Below are 13618 nucleotides of genomic sequence, written 5' to 3'. Positions count from 1 at the left end.
CACAGCACTCACGTCGACTTCCTTCCACCCCCGTCGCACTACTCCCCGGTAAGAGTACGGCGCGGGGCCCGGCCCCGTCGTACGGAGCGGGCACCCGCACCGGGCAGCTGGCCGGTAAACGACGCAATCGCAACGCCCACCGCCCTGCCGCACCCACGAAGAGCTGATCCCTGCCCGCGCACCGGCGTGCCGCCGTCCGCACCCCACGCACCCTGCATAGGGTCGTCGCCCTGAGCTGCCGCCGGGGATTGGTAACGCCATGAAGCCGTCCATCTGCCTATGCATGATCGTCAAGAACGAGGCGCGCGTCATCGAACGGTGCCTCGCCTCCGTACGGGGCCTGGTCGACACCTGGGTGATCTCCGACACCGGCTCGACGGACGGCACGCAACGGCTGATCCGCGCCGCGCTCGACGGCATCCCCGGGGAACTGCACGACGATCCCTGGGTGCACTTCGGTCACAACCGGACCCTGAACATCCGCCGCGCCCACGCCAGGGCCGACTACCTGCTGCTCCTCGACGCCGACCTGGTGTTACGCCAGGATGCCCCGCTGCCCCCACTCACCGCCGACTCCTATCTCCTGCGGCACGAGGGCACCACCGAGTACCGGATCAAGCGGCTGGTCCGCGGCGACCTGCCCTGGCGGTACGAGGGCGTCACCCATGAGTACCTGACCGCGGATCAGGGCGAGGGCCAGCAGAATCTGGACGCTCTCGTGATCGAGGACCATGCCGACGGCGGATCCCGCCACGACAAGTTCGAACGGGACGCCCGGCTGCTGGGCGCCGAACTGGAACGGGACCCCGCCAACACCCGTACGGTCTTCTACCTCGCCCAGACCATGCGCGACCTCGGCGAGAGCCACAAGGCGACAGCACTCTACGAACGCCGCGCCCTGATGGGCGGCTGGGGCGAAGAGGTCTACTACTCCTTGCTGCAGTCCGGCATCCTCAGGGCCGAGGCCGACGACTGGCCGGCCGCGATGGACGCGTTCTCCCGCGCCTGGGAGGCACGCCCCGAGCGGCTCGAAGCCTGCTACGAACTCTCCTCGCGGCTGCGCGGACTCGGCAGGCACCACGCCGCGTACGCCTTCGTCTGCGCCGGGCTGGACCGGGAGCCGCCGGAGGACCTGCTGTTCATCCAGCCCTGGGTGTACCGCTGGGGGCTGCTCTTCGAGTACTCGATCACCGCCTACTGGGTCGGCGACTTCGAGGGCTCGCTGCGGGCCTGTGACCGGCTGCTGGCGATGCCGGACCTGCCGCAGGCGTACCGCAGCCAGACGCTGGCCAACCGCGAGTTCTCCGCGAAGCGCCGGGCGGCCCCCAACGCATCGTGGGCCTCTCCTCCGGACTGGAGGAGAGGCCCACACGTCGCTGGCGGCACCTGCGCCGGCTGTCACGCCTGACGCGGCCGCGACTGCGGCCCGGGTTCAGGCCGCGACCGGCACGCGCTCCGGCTCGGTGTCGCGCACCTCGGCGTCGATCGGGGAGGCCGAGGCCGAGTTGTACGCGTCGTGGTCGAGGATCTTCTCGCGCGCCGCGACGATCACCGGGATCAGCGCCTGTCCGGCCACGTTGGTGGCGGTGCGCATCATGTCCAGGATCGGGTCGATGGCCATCAGGAGGCCGACACCCTCCAGCGGGAGGCCCAGCGTCGACAGCGTCAGGGTCAGCATGACCGTGGCGCCGGTGAGACCGGCGGTGGCCGCCGAGCCGATCACCGAGACGAACGCGATCAGGATGTAGTCACCGACACCCAGCTGGACGTCGAAGATCTGCGCGATGAAGATCGCGGCGAGCGCCGGGTAGATCGCGGCGCAGCCGTCCATCTTGGTCGTCGCGCCGAACGGGACGGCGAAGGAGGCGTACTCCTTCGGGACGCCGAGGCGCTCGGTGACCTGCTGGGTGACCGGCATGGTGCCGACCGAGGAGCGGGAGACGAAGGCCAGCTGGATCGCGGGCCAGGCGCCCTTGAAGAACTGCAGCGGGCTGACCTTGGCGACGGTGGCGAGAAGCAGCGGGTAGACGCCGAACATCACCAGGGCGCAGCCGATGTAGACGTCGGCGGTGAACGTTGCGTACTTGCCGATCAGGTCCCAGCCGTAGTCGGCGATGGCGTAGCCGATGAGGCCGACGGTGCCGAGCGGGGCGAGGCGGATGACCCACCACAGGGCCTTCTGGAGCAGCTCCAGGATGGCTTCGCTGAGGGTGAGGATCGGCTGGGCCTTCTCGCCGAGCTGAAGCGCGGCGATGCCGGCGACGGCGGCCATGAAGACGATCTGCAGGACGTTCAGCTCGGTGAACGGCGTGATCACGTTCTCCGGGACGATGCCGGTCAGGAAGTCGAGCCAGGAGCCCGCGTGCTCGGGGAGCTCGCCGTCCTTCGGCGTGAGGCCGGTGCCGGAGCCCGGGTTGGTGATCAGGCCGATCGCGAGGCCGATGGCGACCGCGATCAGCGAGGTGATCATGAACCAGAGTACGGTGCGGCCGGCCAGCCGGGCGGCGTTGTTGACCTTGCGCAGGTTGGTGATCGACACCAGGATCGCGAAGAAGACCAGCGGCGCGACGGCCAGCTTCAGCAGCTGGACGAAGATGTGGCCGACCTTGTCGAGCGTGGTGTAGAGCCACTGGACGTCCTGGCTGCGGGCGAGCCAGCCGAGCAGCACACCGAGGACGAGACCGGCGACGATCTGGGCCCAGAACGGGACCTTGGGTATGCGGGAACCGGAGCCGGAGGGCTCATCGGTGGTGGCGGACGCGGGGTTCGCGGACACGGACACACTCCAGATGTGACGCATCGGGACGCACGGGGGCGCGGTGCGGGGGACGGGGGTGCGGCGCCCGCGTCAGGGGCGGGGCCGCTGCATGATGCCGGTTCAGACGTTGCGGCAACAGACCGCGGACATACAGCGGCAGAGGTCGACATGCAGGCGCTCCACGAGCGGAATGCTCACGGCAGGTCGGAGGCGCACAGCTGTCTTCATGTCGAACACGTTAACACTTGAACTTTGGGAACCTCAAAGGTCTTCTTTGGTACCGGTTCAGCGGTGAACACCCCCTGACGGGGCCCGGGAACGCGAAAACCCCAGTACTGGAGCGGTTGCTCCGGCGCTGGGGTTTTGGAAAGAAAGGGGGTGGGTGTGACGAGGCTTACATTCCTCTTACCCGGCTCTCACTCGATCCTTACGGATGAGTGGCTCCCGGGTCAGCGGGAAACGCTGTCCTCGCGGCTCCGGTTCGCCTCCAGGCGCGCCTTGGTCCGGTCGACCTTGGAGACGATCTGCTCGGACATCTCGTCGCGCTGCTTGCGAAGCAGGACGTAGCTGAGGGGCGCGGAGAGCACGAGTGCGAGCAGGACGACCCAGATGACGTTCGAGCCGCCCGCCCCGGAGGGCAGCAGCCCGAAGTTGACGGCCACGGCGGCGAGCACGAGGCAGCCGACGAAGATGCTGAGGCGCATCGCGGTGTACCGGATCATTGCGCTCGGCCTGGCAGCGGACACGGCTTGCCTTCTCTCTACGTACGACAGTCCTGCCCGACCAGTGAAGCATGCCCCGTAATCGATCAGTTCGCAGGGCTGACCCAAAGCGCGCCCTCAGTCGAGCGGCAGCAGCATGATGATGTCGTCGCGGTCGTCCCCGTCGGCCACCCGGATCGCGCCCGGCACCCGCCCGACCTCCTTGTATCCGCACGCGGCGTAGAAGCGGTCGGCGCCCGTGCCGCCCCGGCAGGTGAGCCGGACGGCCTCGATGCCGTCGATGCCGCGCGCCGCGTCGGCGGTCGCGGCCATCAGGTCGCGCCCGTATCCACGGCCCTGGTGGCGGGGTGGACCATGACGGTGTAAAGCCAGACCCAGTGCTTCATCAGCCGGTGCGTGTTGTGCGTGAGGAAGGCCGTGGCGGCGACGGCGCCCTCCTCGTCGTACCCGACGAGCAGCCGGGTGCGCTCCTCGGCCATCGCGGTGAGGTGCTTGACCAGTTCGGGCCGGACGTCGTCGACCGTGACGGGCGGCACGAAGCCCACCGCGCCACCGGCGTTGGACACATCGGCCCACAGTGCTGCTATGCCGTCCCGCAGGGGCCGGTCGAAGGTGGGGTCCAGCTCAAAAGTAAGCGCCATGAGGGCAGATTAACCATTACGGACTCCGGCCTCAAGCGGCGTCCGGAACGCGAGAAAGCTCCGGCCGGGGACGGCGGCCGGAGCTTTCGTACAGCGCTGCGCGCGCCCGGGGCGCGCGCCGGGTCAGACCCGCATCGGCTGCGGCGACTCGCGCCGCTCCGCGTCCGGACCCGGGTACTCGCGGATGATCTCGTACCGGGTGTTGCGCTCGACGGGCCGGAAGCCCGCGTCCCGGATCAGGTCCAGCAGGTCCTCGCGGCCGAGCTTGTTCGGCGTGCCGTAGTTGTCCGCGTCGTGCGTGATCTTGTACTCGACGACCGAGCCGTCCATGTCGTCCGCGCCGTGCTGCAGCGCGAGCTGGGCGGTCTGCACCCCGTGCATCACCCAGAAGACCTTGACGTGCGGGACGTTGTCGAAGAGCAGCCGGGAGACCGCGAAGGTCTTGAGCGCCTCGGCGCCGGTCGCCATCGTCGTCCGTGCCTGGAGCTTGTTGCGGACCTTGCCGTCCTTCATGTCCACGAAGTCGTGCTGGTAGCGCAGCGGGATGAAGACCTGGAAACCACCGGTCTCGTCCTGCAGCTCGCGCAGCCGCAGCACGTGGTCCACGCGGTGACGGGGCTCCTCGATGTGCCCGTACAGCATCGTCGCCGGGGTCTTGAGGCCCTTCTCGTGCGCGAGCCGGTGGATGCGCGACCAGTCCTCCCAGTGGGTGGCGTGGTCGACGATGTGCTGGCGGACCTCCCAGTCGAAGATCTCCGCACCGCCACCGGTCAGCGACTCCAGACCGGCCTCGATGAGCTCGTCGAGGATCTCGGAGGCGGAGAGCCCGGAGATGGTCTCGAAGTGGTGGATCTCGGTGGCGGTGAACGCCTTGAGGGAGACCTCGGGCAGCGCTTCCTTCAGCGCGCTCAGCGAACGCGGGTAGTAGCGCCACGGCAGGGTGGGGTGCAGCCCGTTGACGATGTGCAGCTCAGTGAGGCTCTCGCCCTCCATCGCCTTCGCGAGGCGGACGGCCTCCTCGATGCGCATCGTGTACGCGTCCTTCTCGCCCGGCTTGCGCTGGAACGAGCAGTACGCGCACGACGCGGTGCACACGTTGGTCATGTTGAGGTGGCGGTTGACGTTGAAGTGGACGACGTCGCCGTTCTTGCGCGTACGCACCTCATGGGCCAGACCGCCGAGCCAGGCCAGGTCGTCGGACTCGTAGAGCGCGATCCCGTCCTCGCGGGTCAGCCGCTCGCCGGCCCGGACCTTCTGCTCCAGCTCGCGCTTGAGTCCCGCGTCCACTAGGGCGCCTCCCATTTCTCTACGTAACAGACTTCGCTCACCGTACTCCCCCGCCCGACGCGGCCAGGGGACCCCCTTGGCTCTCCGCGGGAACTCCTCGCGTCAGCTCTCCTCGGGCAGGTCGCCGACCCGGTTCTCCCACTTGGTGGACAGCACGATCGTGGTGCGGGTGCGCGAGACGCCCTTGGTGCCGCTGAGCCGGCGGATGGTCTTCTCCAGACCGTCCACGTCACCGACCCGCACCTTGAGCATGTAGGAGTCGTCGCCCGCGATGAACCACGCGTCCTCGATCTCGGCGAGGTCCTTCAGCCGGTGCGCGACGTCCTCGTGGTCGGCGGCGTCGGAGAGCGAGATGCCGATCAGGGCGGTGACCCCGAGCCCGAGCGAGGCGGCGTCCACGGTGGCGCGGTAGCCGGTGATGACCCCGGCGGTTTCCAGCCGGTTGATGCGGTCGGTGACGCTGGGCCCGGAGAGCCCCACGAGCCGTCCCAGCTCGGCGTACGAGGCCCTGCCGTTCTCTCTGAGGGCCTGGATGAGCTGCCTGTCCACCGCGTCCATGTGACTGAAACCTTCCATTGTTCAGCAGTATCGCGAGTCTATGTGTAGAATCTAAGGCGTACAGGCTTCAGCGCCTGTAAATCTTTCAGAACATCCAAAAAATGCTTTCGAATCTTCAGGAGTGAGAACCCGTGTTCACGATCGAGATGGCCTACGCCCGGATGCGCGAGCTGCAGGACATGGCCAACCGCTCTCGTGCCCACCAGCCGGCCGCGGCCCACCGGGTCGACAAGACCCGCACCCCGAAGAAGCGCTGACCCCGGCCGGATCAGCCACGGGAGCCGCCACCGAGCTCTCCCTCCCAGCGGCGGTACAGCCGGTGCGGCACACCCGCCGCGTCCAGCACCCGCCCCGCGACGAAATCCACCAGATCCTGGATGTGCGTCGCACCCGCGTAGAACGCCGGAGAGGCGGGCAGCACGACCGCGCCCGCCTCGTCCAGCGTCACCAGATGCCTGAGCGTCTGACCGCTCAGCGGGGTCTCGCGCACCGCCACGACCAGCTTCCGCCGCTCCTTGAGCGTCACGCTCGCGGCCCGCTGCAGCAGATCCTTCGAGAGCCCGAGCGCCACCCCCGCCACGCACGCCGTCGAGGCCGGGACGATCAGCATCCCCTTCGCCGGGTACGACCCCGACGACGGCCCGGCGGCCAGATCACCGGCCGGCCAGTGGCGCACCCCGGTCACGTCCACGTCGAAGGTGTGCGGCTTCCCGTCGGCGCCCCGCGCCAGCCAGCCGCGCAGGTCCTGCTCCCAGTGCGCGTCGCGGAAGGCGATCCCCGTCTCGTCCAGCAGGGTCAGCCGCGATGCCCGGCTCACCACCAGATCCACGCTCTCGCCCGCAGCCAGCAGCCCGCGCAGCACAGCAGCGGCGAATGGGGTGCCCGAAGCGCCCGAAACCCCGACAATCCAAGGCTGTCGCCGTTGCTGACTCACTGAAGTCCCGGAATCCACAGACCCGAGCCTATCCGGCACCCGCCGTCCGGAACCGAGCCAGGGGCTCCGTACGTTCCGAAGGACAAGGGGGTGTCAGCCATGTACCGCATGCGCGAGGAGACCAGGGCCCGGGCAGTGGTGGCGGGCGCGGTGATGCTGGGCTGGGTCGGACTGCTCTGGCTGCTGGAGGGCGTCGACCTCGCGACCGGCCACAGCCTGGACAGCCACGGCATAAGCCCGCGCGAGCCGGGCGAGCTGCTCGACATCGTGCCGGCCGCCTTCTTGCACAGCGGCTGGGGGCACGTCGCGTCGAACAGCGTCCCGCTGCTGGTCCTGGGCTTCGTCGCCGCGCTGGCCGGGCTGCGCCGCTTCGCCGGCGTGGTGCTCACCGTGATCGTGACTGGCGGCCTGGGCGTCTGGCTCACCGCTCCGGCGAACACGGTCACGCTCGGCGCGTCGGGCGTCGTCTTCGGCCTCTTCGGCTACCTGCTGGTCCGCGGCTTCGTGGACCGCCGGCCGCTGGATGTGATCCTCGGCGTGGTCATCGCCGCGGTGTACGGCTCGCTGCTCTGGGGCGTCCTGCCGACCGACTCGGGCATCAGCTGGCAGGGCCATCTCTTCGGCCTCACCGGCGGAGTGGTGGCGGCGTTCGCCTTCCGCCGCCCCCGCCGCACCTCCATACCCGCGGCCCCGACGCTGCCCACCGGGCTGAAGTAGCCGGGCCGCCCGGAAGGCCGGGGCAGACCGGGCCCGCCCAGGCCCGCTCAGACAGTCAGGCCGCGCACCAGCAGGTCCAGCAGCGCGCATGCGAACAGCGCGATCCCGATGAACCCGTTGACCTGGAAGAACGCCCGGTTCAGCCGCGACAGGTCGTGCGGCCGCACCACCCGGTGCTCGTACACGAAGGCCACGGCGACGATCACCATGCCGATCCAGTAGAAGAGCCCCGCGTCGGTGGCCAGGCCGAACCAGACCAGCAGCGCGGTCGTCAGCACGTGACAGACCCGCGCGCCCCACAGCGCGGCCGGAATCCCGAACCTGGCCGGCACCGAGCGCACCCCGTGCGCCCGGTCCGCCTCGACGTCCTGGGAGCCGAAGATCAGGTCGAAGCCGCCGATCCAGATGCCGACGGCGAGACCCAGGATCACCGCGTCCCACGACCAGCTGCCGGTCACCGCCAGCCAGGCACCGATCGGCCCTATGGCCTGGGCGATCCCCAGAATCGCGTGCGGGTAGTTGGTGAACCGCTTCCCGTACGGATAGACGACCATCGGGATCACCGCGAGCGGCGCGAGCGCCAGACAGAGCGGGTTCAGCAGCGCCGCCGCACCGAGGAAGACGACGACGGCGACGAGCGCGCCCGTCCAGGCCGACCTCACCGACATCGCGCCGGTGACCAGCTCACGGCCCGCCGTTCGCGGATTGCGGGCGTCGATCTCCCGGTCGATGATCCGGTTGCACGCCATCGCGAAGGTGCGCAGCCCGACCATGGCCACGGTGACGAGCAGCAGCGTGACCCAGTGGATCGACCCGTCGACCTGGAACATCGCGGTCAGGGCGGCGATGAAGGCGAAGGGCAGCGCGAAGACCGAGTGCTCGATCATCACGAGCCGCAGGAATGCCCTGACCTTGCTGTGGGGTTGCGCGGGGCCGGAGCCCAGGGTCGCTTCGGCGGCGCTCACAGTCCGTATTCCTTCCACCGGCGGTCGACCTTCGCCGCCGTCTCCGGGTCGGACTCGACCATGTCCGGCCAGCCCCCGTCCCGGGTGTAGCCCTCCTCGGGCCACTTCTTCGTCGCGTCGATGCCGGCCTTGCCGCCCCAGAACTGCTGGTAGGAGGCGTGGTCGAGATGGTCGACCGGCCCCTCGGCGACGGTGAGGTCACGCGCGTAGTCGGTGTTGCCGAGCGCCCGCCAGGACACCTCGTGCAGATCGTGGACGTCGCAGTCGGAGTCCACCACGACGATCAGCTTCGTCAGCGACATCATGTGGGCGCCCCAGATGGCACTCATCACCTTCTGGGCGTGCTTCGGGTACTTCTTGTCGATCGAGACGATCGCGCAGTTGTGGAAGCCGCCGGACTCGGGGAGGTGGTAGTCCACGATGTCCGGCACGATGATCTTGAGCAGCGGGAGGAAGAAGCGCTCGGTGGCGCGGCCCAGCGGCCCGTCCTCGGTCGGCGGCCGGCCCACCACGATCGACTGGAGCAGCGGGCGCTTGCGCATCGTCACGCAGTCGATGGTCAGCGCGGGGAACGGCTCCTGCGGCGTGTAGAAACCGGTGTGGTCGCCGAACGGCCCCTCGGGCAGCGTCTTCCCGGGCTCCAGCCATCCCTCGATGACGACCTCGGCCTGCGCGGGGACCTGGAGCGGGACGGTCTTGCAGTCGACCATCTCGATGCGCTTGCCCTGGATGAACCCGGCGAAGAGGTACTCGTCGATGTCGCCGGGCAGCGGTGCGGTGGAGGCGTACGTCACGGCGGGCGGCGCCCCGAAGGCGATAGCGACCGGCAGCCGCTCGCCGCGCTTGGCGGCGACCTGGTAGTGGTTGCGGCTGTCCTTGTGGATCTGCCAGTGCATCCCGATGGTGCGGCGGTCGTGGCGCTGGAGCCGGTAGAGCCCGAGGTTGCGTACGCCGGTCTCGGGGTGCTTGGTGTGGGTGAGTCCCAGGTTGAAGAACGAGCCGCCGTCCTTGGGCCAGGTGAACAGCGCGGGCAGCTGGCCCAGGTCCACGTCGTCGCCGGTGAGGACGACCTCCTGCACGGGTGCGTTCTCCGACTTCACCTTCTTCGGCGGTACGTGCACCATCGTGCCGAGCTTGCCGAAGGCCTCCCGGACCCCGACGAAGCCGTGCGGCAGCTCCGGCTTGAGCAGCCCGCCGATCTTGTCGCTGATCTCGGCGTACGACTTCAGCCCGAGCGCCTTGAGCAGCCGCTTGTCGGTGCCGAACACGTTCATGGCCAGGGGCATCGAGGAGCCCTTGACGTTTTCGAAGAGCAGCGCGGGCCCGCCGGCCTTGTTCACCCGGTCGACGATCTCACCGACCTCCAGGAACGGGTCGACCTCGGCCTTGATGCGCTTGAGCTCGCCCTCGCGCTCCAGAGCCCGGAGGAGGGATCGAAGATCGTCGTAAGCCATGCGGACAAGTATCGGCCACCCGCTACCCTGGGCCCGTCACCGGGGCGGGACATTGCCCCGCCAACTCTCCTCGGGGGGACTTTTCCACCATGCTCCGGGCCCTGATCTACCTTCTGCCGCTGGCGCTGACGATCTACGCGTTCATCGACTGCCTGAACACCCCGGAGGACGAGGCCAAGCACCTGCCGAAGGTCGCCTGGGTCTTCATCATCCTGCTGTTCTGGATCGTCGGCCCGATCGTGTGGCTGGCCGCGGGCAAGGTGCGCGAGGTGCCCGCCGGTGGCCGCACGCCCTCCGAGTGGCACAGCGCCCGGCGCACCCGGTGGGTGGCGCCGGACGACAATCCCGAATTCCTCAAGTCGCTGAAGGACGAGAGCCGGCGGGACGAGTCGCTGCTCAAGGACTGGGAGGCGGACCTGCGCCGCCGGGAGGACGAGCTCAAGCGGCGCGACAGCGGGCCGGAGGCACCGCCCGCCTCGTAGGGCGGCACGGATCACGCGTACAGCAGCTGCCCCAGCCGGTCGAGCAGGGGCAGCAGCGCTGTGCGTTCCTCGGGGTGAGCGCTTCCAGGGCGCCGTGCACGGCGCGCATCTCGGCGCGGATCGTGTGGGCGAGCTCCGTGCCCTGGTGGGTGCGGCTCGCGACCTTGGAGCGGCGGTCGCCGGGGGCGGGGCCCTGCTGACCAGGCCGCGGGTCTCCATGCGGCTGATGAGGCCGGTGGCGTTCGACGCGTCGCAGACCAGGTGGGCGGCGAGCGCGCTCATCGGCATGGGCTGGTTGAGCGCGATCAGCGCCCGGGCCTGCGAGGTGGACAGGCCATGACGGGCGGCGGCGGCGGTGAGGTCGTCGTGGTGGCCGCGGACGACGACGGCCAGGGGCTCCAGCAGGTCCTCCGGGGTCGGGGCGGCTCCATCGTCCGGAGCAGTGACGGCGCGGGGCGTCGGTTCGGTGGTCATGGTCGGCCATTCTTCGATCGGCATCCGCCGACATTTATTTGACATGCTCAATATTTGGCAGTTACATGAACTGGATTGCTTGAGCATATCAAGTTACGGGCTTCTGAGCCCGCCCCGCATTTCGCCCGCAAGGGAGTACCCCCATGCCCTCCGTACTGTTCGTTCTCACCGGCGCAGACCACTGGACCCTCAACGACGGCACCACCCACCCCACCGGGTTCTGGGCCGAGGAGCTGGCCGCGCCGCACCGGGTCTTCACCGAGGCCGGCTACGCCATCACGCTCGCCACCCCCGGCGGCGTCACGCCCACCGTGGACGCGGGCAGCCTGGCGGCCGCCGCCAACGGCGGTCAGGAGCAGGCCGACGCCGTCGCCGCGTACCTGGAATCGATCGGCGCCGAGCTCCGCAGCCCGGCCCGGCTGGAGGACATCCACCCGGACCGGTACGACGCCGTCTTCTACCCCGGCGGTCACGGGCCCATGGAGGACCTGGCCGTGAGCGAGCTCTCCGGGCGGCTGCTGACCACCGCACTCGACTCCGGTACCCGGCTCGGCGTGCTCTGCCACGCGCCGGCCGCGCTGCTCGCCGCCCGCCGCGAGGACGGCAGCTGGCCGTTCGCCGGCTACCGCATGACCGGATTCAGCAACGCCGAGGAGTCCATCGGCGGCCTCGCCGACAAGGCGCCCTGGCTGCTGGAGGACCGGCTGATCGCGCGGGGCGCCGACTACGCGGCGGCCTCCCCCTTCGCCGCGCACACCGTCGCCGACCGCACGCTGCACACCGGTCAGAACCCGGCCTCCTCCGAGCAGCTGGCCCGCGAGATCGTCGCCGCGCTGGCGCCCGTCGAGACCCCGGCCGAGACCGTCGACCGCCTCCGCGCCACCTTCCGCAGCGGCCGCACCAAGAGCCTCGACTGGCGCACGGGCCAGCTCAGGCAGCTGCGCGCGATGCTGACCGAACGCGGTGACGAGTTCGCCGACGCGCTCCACGCCGACCTCGGCAAGAGCCGCAAGGAGGCGTACCGCACCGAGATCGACTTCACCGTCCGCGAGATCGACCACACGCTGGAGCGCCTGGCGGACTGGCTGCGGCCCGAGCCCGCCCCCGTACCGGCCTCGCTCGGCGGGGCGAAGGCCCACACCGTGCAGGACCCGCTCGGCGTCGTCCTGGTCATCGCGCCCTGGAACTACCCGGCGCAGCTGCTGCTGGCCCCGGTCGTCGGCGCGCTGGCCGCGGGCAACGCGGTGGTGGCGAAGCCGAGCGAGCTGGCGCCCGCGACCTCCGCCGCCGTCGCCCGGCTGCTGCCGCGCTATCTGGACCGGGACGCGGTCGCCGTCGTGGAGGGCGCGATCCCCGAGACCACCGCGCTGCTGGCCGAGCACTTCGACCACATCTTCTACACCGGCAACGGCACGGTGGGCCGGATCGTGATGGCCGCGGCGGCGAAGCACCTCACTCCGGTGACGCTCGAACTCGGCGGCAAGTCACCCGTGTTCGTGGACCGCGACACGGACCTGAAGGCGGTCGCGGGCAGGCTGGCGGCCGGCAAGTTCCTGAACGCGGGCCAGACCTGCGTCGCCCCCGACTACGTACTGACCGACCCGGAGACCGGCGCCGCCCTCGCGGACGCGCTCGCCGCCGCGGTCGAGGGGCTGTACGGGGCGGACGCCTCGACGCACCCCGAGTACGGGCGCATCGTGAACCGGCGCCACTTCGACCGGCTGACCGGCCTGCTCGGCTCCGGCCGCACGGTGACCGGCGGGGCGTACGACCGGGACAGCAAGTACATCGCGCCGACCGTGCTGGCCGATGTGGCGCCGGACGCGCCCGTGATGCGGGAGGAGATCTTCGGCCCGGTGCTGCCGATCGTCACGGTCGACGGTCTCGACGAGGCGATCGCGTTCATCAACGACCGGGACAAGCCGCTCGCGCTGTACGCGTTCACGCAGTCCGACGCCGTACGTGAACGGCTGGTCGCCGAGACGTCGTCGGGCGCCGTCGGGATCGGGCTGCCGCTGGCCCATCTGACGGTGTCGGACCTGCCGTTCGGCGGGGTCGGCGAGAGCGGCATGGGCAACTACCACGGCCGGTACTCGCTGGAGACGTTCAGTCACCGCAAGGCGGTCCTGGACACCCCGCTCGCCTCATGAGCACGGCCGGCCGGGACACGGCATGGCTGGCGACCGCTCTCGGCGAGGCCCGCGCGGGCCTCGCCGAGGGCGGCATCCCGATCGGCGCCGCCCTGTACGGGGCGGACGGTGAGCTGCTCGGCCGCGGCCGCAACCGCCGGGTGCAGGACGGCGATCCGTCGACGCACGCGGAGACCGCCGCGTTCCGGGCCGCCGGGCGGCAGCGCTCGTACCGGGGCACCACGATGGTGACCACGCTGTCCCCCTGCTGGTACTGCTCCGGCCTGGTGCGCCAGTTCGGGATCTCGCGGGTGGTGATCGGTGAGACCGAGACCTTCCACGGCGGGCACGACTGGCTGGCCCGGCACGGGGTTGAGATCGTGCTGCTGGACGACGCCGCCTGCGTGGAGCTGATGCGCGGGTTCGTCCGCGAGCACCCCGCGCTCTGGAACGAGGACATCGGCGAGGACTGACCCGGTACCCGTCCGGCGCGCCCC

Annotated in this window: 13 protein-coding genes and 3 pseudogenes; 7 read left to right on the top strand and 9 right to left on the bottom strand. The window is 70.0% G+C overall.

Annotated features, from left to right (window positions below; genetic code table 11):
* Positions 1 to 283: 283 nt before the first annotated feature.
* On the top strand, positions 284 to 1408 hold the full coding sequence (locus tag LNW71_RS18170) for a glycosyltransferase (RefSeq protein WP_250969192.1): 1125 nt from the start codon (positions 284 to 286) through the stop codon (positions 1406 to 1408).
* A gap of 24 nt (positions 1409 to 1432) precedes the next feature.
* Here LNW71_RS18170 and LNW71_RS18165 read toward each other — a convergent pair whose 3' ends face one another.
* The 5 genes and pseudogenes from LNW71_RS18165 to LNW71_RS18145 form a co-directional block, all read right to left on the bottom strand.
* On the bottom strand, positions 1433 to 2776 hold the full coding sequence (locus tag LNW71_RS18165) for a dicarboxylate/amino acid:cation symporter (RefSeq protein ID WP_250969191.1): 1344 nt from the start codon (positions 2774 to 2776) through the stop codon (positions 1433 to 1435).
* Between the two features lie 431 nt (positions 2777 to 3207).
* Positions 3208 to 3480, bottom strand: coding sequence for a DUF4229 domain-containing protein (locus tag LNW71_RS18160; protein ID WP_250969190.1), 273 nt, complete (start codon positions 3478 to 3480; stop codon positions 3208 to 3210).
* 117 nt (positions 3481 to 3597) lie between these two features.
* Positions 3598 to 4121, bottom strand: a pseudogene (locus tag LNW71_RS18155) (N-acetyltransferase family protein).
* A 123-nt stretch (positions 4122 to 4244) separates the two neighbouring features.
* On the bottom strand, positions 4245 to 5408 hold the full coding sequence (gene mqnE / locus LNW71_RS18150) for an aminofutalosine synthase MqnE (protein ID WP_250972051.1): 1164 nt from the start codon (positions 5406 to 5408) through the stop codon (positions 4245 to 4247).
* A 102-nt stretch (positions 5409 to 5510) separates the two neighbouring features.
* Positions 5511 to 5966, bottom strand: coding sequence for an Lrp/AsnC family transcriptional regulator (locus tag LNW71_RS18145; RefSeq protein WP_250969189.1), 456 nt, complete (start codon positions 5964 to 5966; stop codon positions 5511 to 5513).
* Positions 5967 to 6097: 131 nt separating this feature from the next.
* Here LNW71_RS18145 and LNW71_RS36165 point away from each other — a divergent pair, with 131 nt between their 5' ends.
* On the top strand, positions 6098 to 6223 hold the full coding sequence (locus LNW71_RS36165) for a hypothetical protein (protein ID WP_285803290.1): 126 nt from the start codon (positions 6098 to 6100) through the stop codon (positions 6221 to 6223).
* 11 nt (positions 6224 to 6234) lie between these two features.
* On the opposite strand, the gene LNW71_RS18140 is transcribed toward LNW71_RS36165, so the two are convergent.
* Positions 6235 to 6900, bottom strand: coding sequence for a UbiX family flavin prenyltransferase (locus LNW71_RS18140; RefSeq protein WP_250969188.1), 666 nt, complete (start codon positions 6898 to 6900; stop codon positions 6235 to 6237).
* Between the two features lie 99 nt (positions 6901 to 6999).
* On the opposite strand from LNW71_RS18140, the gene LNW71_RS18135 reads away from it, so the two are divergent.
* Entirely contained in the window at positions 7000 to 7617 is a 618-nt protein-coding gene (locus tag LNW71_RS18135; protein ID WP_250972050.1) for a rhomboid family intramembrane serine protease, read from the top strand.
* 47 nt (positions 7618 to 7664) lie between these two features.
* On the opposite strand, the gene mqnP is transcribed toward LNW71_RS18135, so the two are convergent.
* Positions 7665 to 8582 (bottom strand): menaquinone biosynthesis prenyltransferase MqnP, encoded by a 918-nt coding sequence (gene mqnP / locus LNW71_RS18130; protein ID WP_250969187.1) that lies wholly within the window; start codon positions 8580 to 8582, stop codon positions 7665 to 7667.
* On the bottom strand, positions 8579 to 10036 hold the full coding sequence (locus tag LNW71_RS18125; protein WP_250969186.1) for a menaquinone biosynthesis decarboxylase: 1458 nt from the start codon (positions 10034 to 10036) through the stop codon (positions 8579 to 8581). Before LNW71_RS18125 ends, mqnP begins: the two co-directional genes overlap by 4 nt.
* An 89-nt stretch (positions 10037 to 10125) precedes the next feature.
* On the opposite strand from LNW71_RS18125, the gene LNW71_RS18120 reads away from it, so the two are divergent.
* Positions 10126 to 10518, top strand: coding sequence for a PLD nuclease N-terminal domain-containing protein (locus LNW71_RS18120; RefSeq protein WP_250969185.1), 393 nt, complete (start codon positions 10126 to 10128; stop codon positions 10516 to 10518).
* A 237-nt stretch (positions 10519 to 10755) separates the two neighbouring features.
* On the opposite strand, the pseudogene LNW71_RS36980 reads toward LNW71_RS18120, so the two are convergent.
* A pseudogene (locus LNW71_RS36980) lies at positions 10756 to 10800 on the bottom strand (hypothetical protein); the annotation flags it as partial.
* A 335-nt stretch (positions 10801 to 11135) separates the two neighbouring features.
* Here LNW71_RS36980 and LNW71_RS18110 point away from each other — a divergent pair.
* The 3 genes and pseudogenes from LNW71_RS18110 to LNW71_RS18100 form a co-directional block, all read left to right on the top strand.
* Positions 11136 to 11828 (top strand): annotated as a pseudogene (locus LNW71_RS18110) (type 1 glutamine amidotransferase domain-containing protein); the annotation flags it as partial.
* The gene (locus tag LNW71_RS18105) at positions 11826 to 13142 is read left to right on the top strand and encodes an aldehyde dehydrogenase family protein (protein ID WP_374119527.1); all 1317 of its coding nucleotides are present in this window, start codon (positions 11826 to 11828) and stop codon (positions 13140 to 13142) included. The pseudogene LNW71_RS18110 and the gene LNW71_RS18105, both read left to right, overlap by 3 nt.
* Entirely contained in the window at positions 13139 to 13594 is a 456-nt protein-coding gene (locus LNW71_RS18100; protein ID WP_250969183.1) for a nucleoside deaminase, read from the top strand. The genes LNW71_RS18105 and LNW71_RS18100 overlap by 4 nt, the downstream gene beginning before the upstream one ends.
* Positions 13595 to 13618: the final 24 nt, after the last annotated feature.

It is taken from the genome of Streptomyces sp. RKAG290, from assembly GCF_023701695.1.
Lineage (GTDB): Bacteria > Actinomycetota > Actinomycetes > Streptomycetales > Streptomycetaceae > Streptomyces.
The sequence above is the reverse complement of the archived record's forward strand: the minus strand, read 5'-3'. Positions and strand labels throughout refer to the sequence as shown.

Excerpts from the sequence above, each read along its gene's own strand:
- LNW71_RS18100 (WP_250969183.1), top strand. The coding sequence starts at position 13,139 with ATGAGCACGGCCGGCCGGGACACGGCATGGCTGGCGACCGCTCTCGGC.
- LNW71_RS18145 (WP_250969189.1), bottom strand. The coding sequence starts at position 5,966 with ATGGACGCGGTGGACAGGCAGCTCATCCAGGCCCTCAGAGAGAACGGC.
- LNW71_RS18120 (WP_250969185.1), top strand. The coding sequence starts at position 10,126 with ATGCTCCGGGCCCTGATCTACCTTCTGCCGCTGGCGCTGACGATCTAC.
- LNW71_RS18125 (WP_250969186.1), bottom strand. The coding sequence starts at position 10,036 with ATGGCTTACGACGATCTTCGATCCCTCCTCCGGGCTCTGGAGCGCGAG.
- LNW71_RS18160 (WP_250969190.1), bottom strand. The coding sequence starts at position 3,480 with ATGATCCGGTACACCGCGATGCGCCTCAGCATCTTCGTCGGCTGCCTC.
- LNW71_RS18135 (WP_250972050.1), top strand. The coding sequence starts at position 7,000 with ATGTACCGCATGCGCGAGGAGACCAGGGCCCGGGCAGTGGTGGCGGGC.
- LNW71_RS18170 (WP_250969192.1), top strand. The coding sequence starts at position 284 with ATGATCGTCAAGAACGAGGCGCGCGTCATCGAACGGTGCCTCGCCTCC.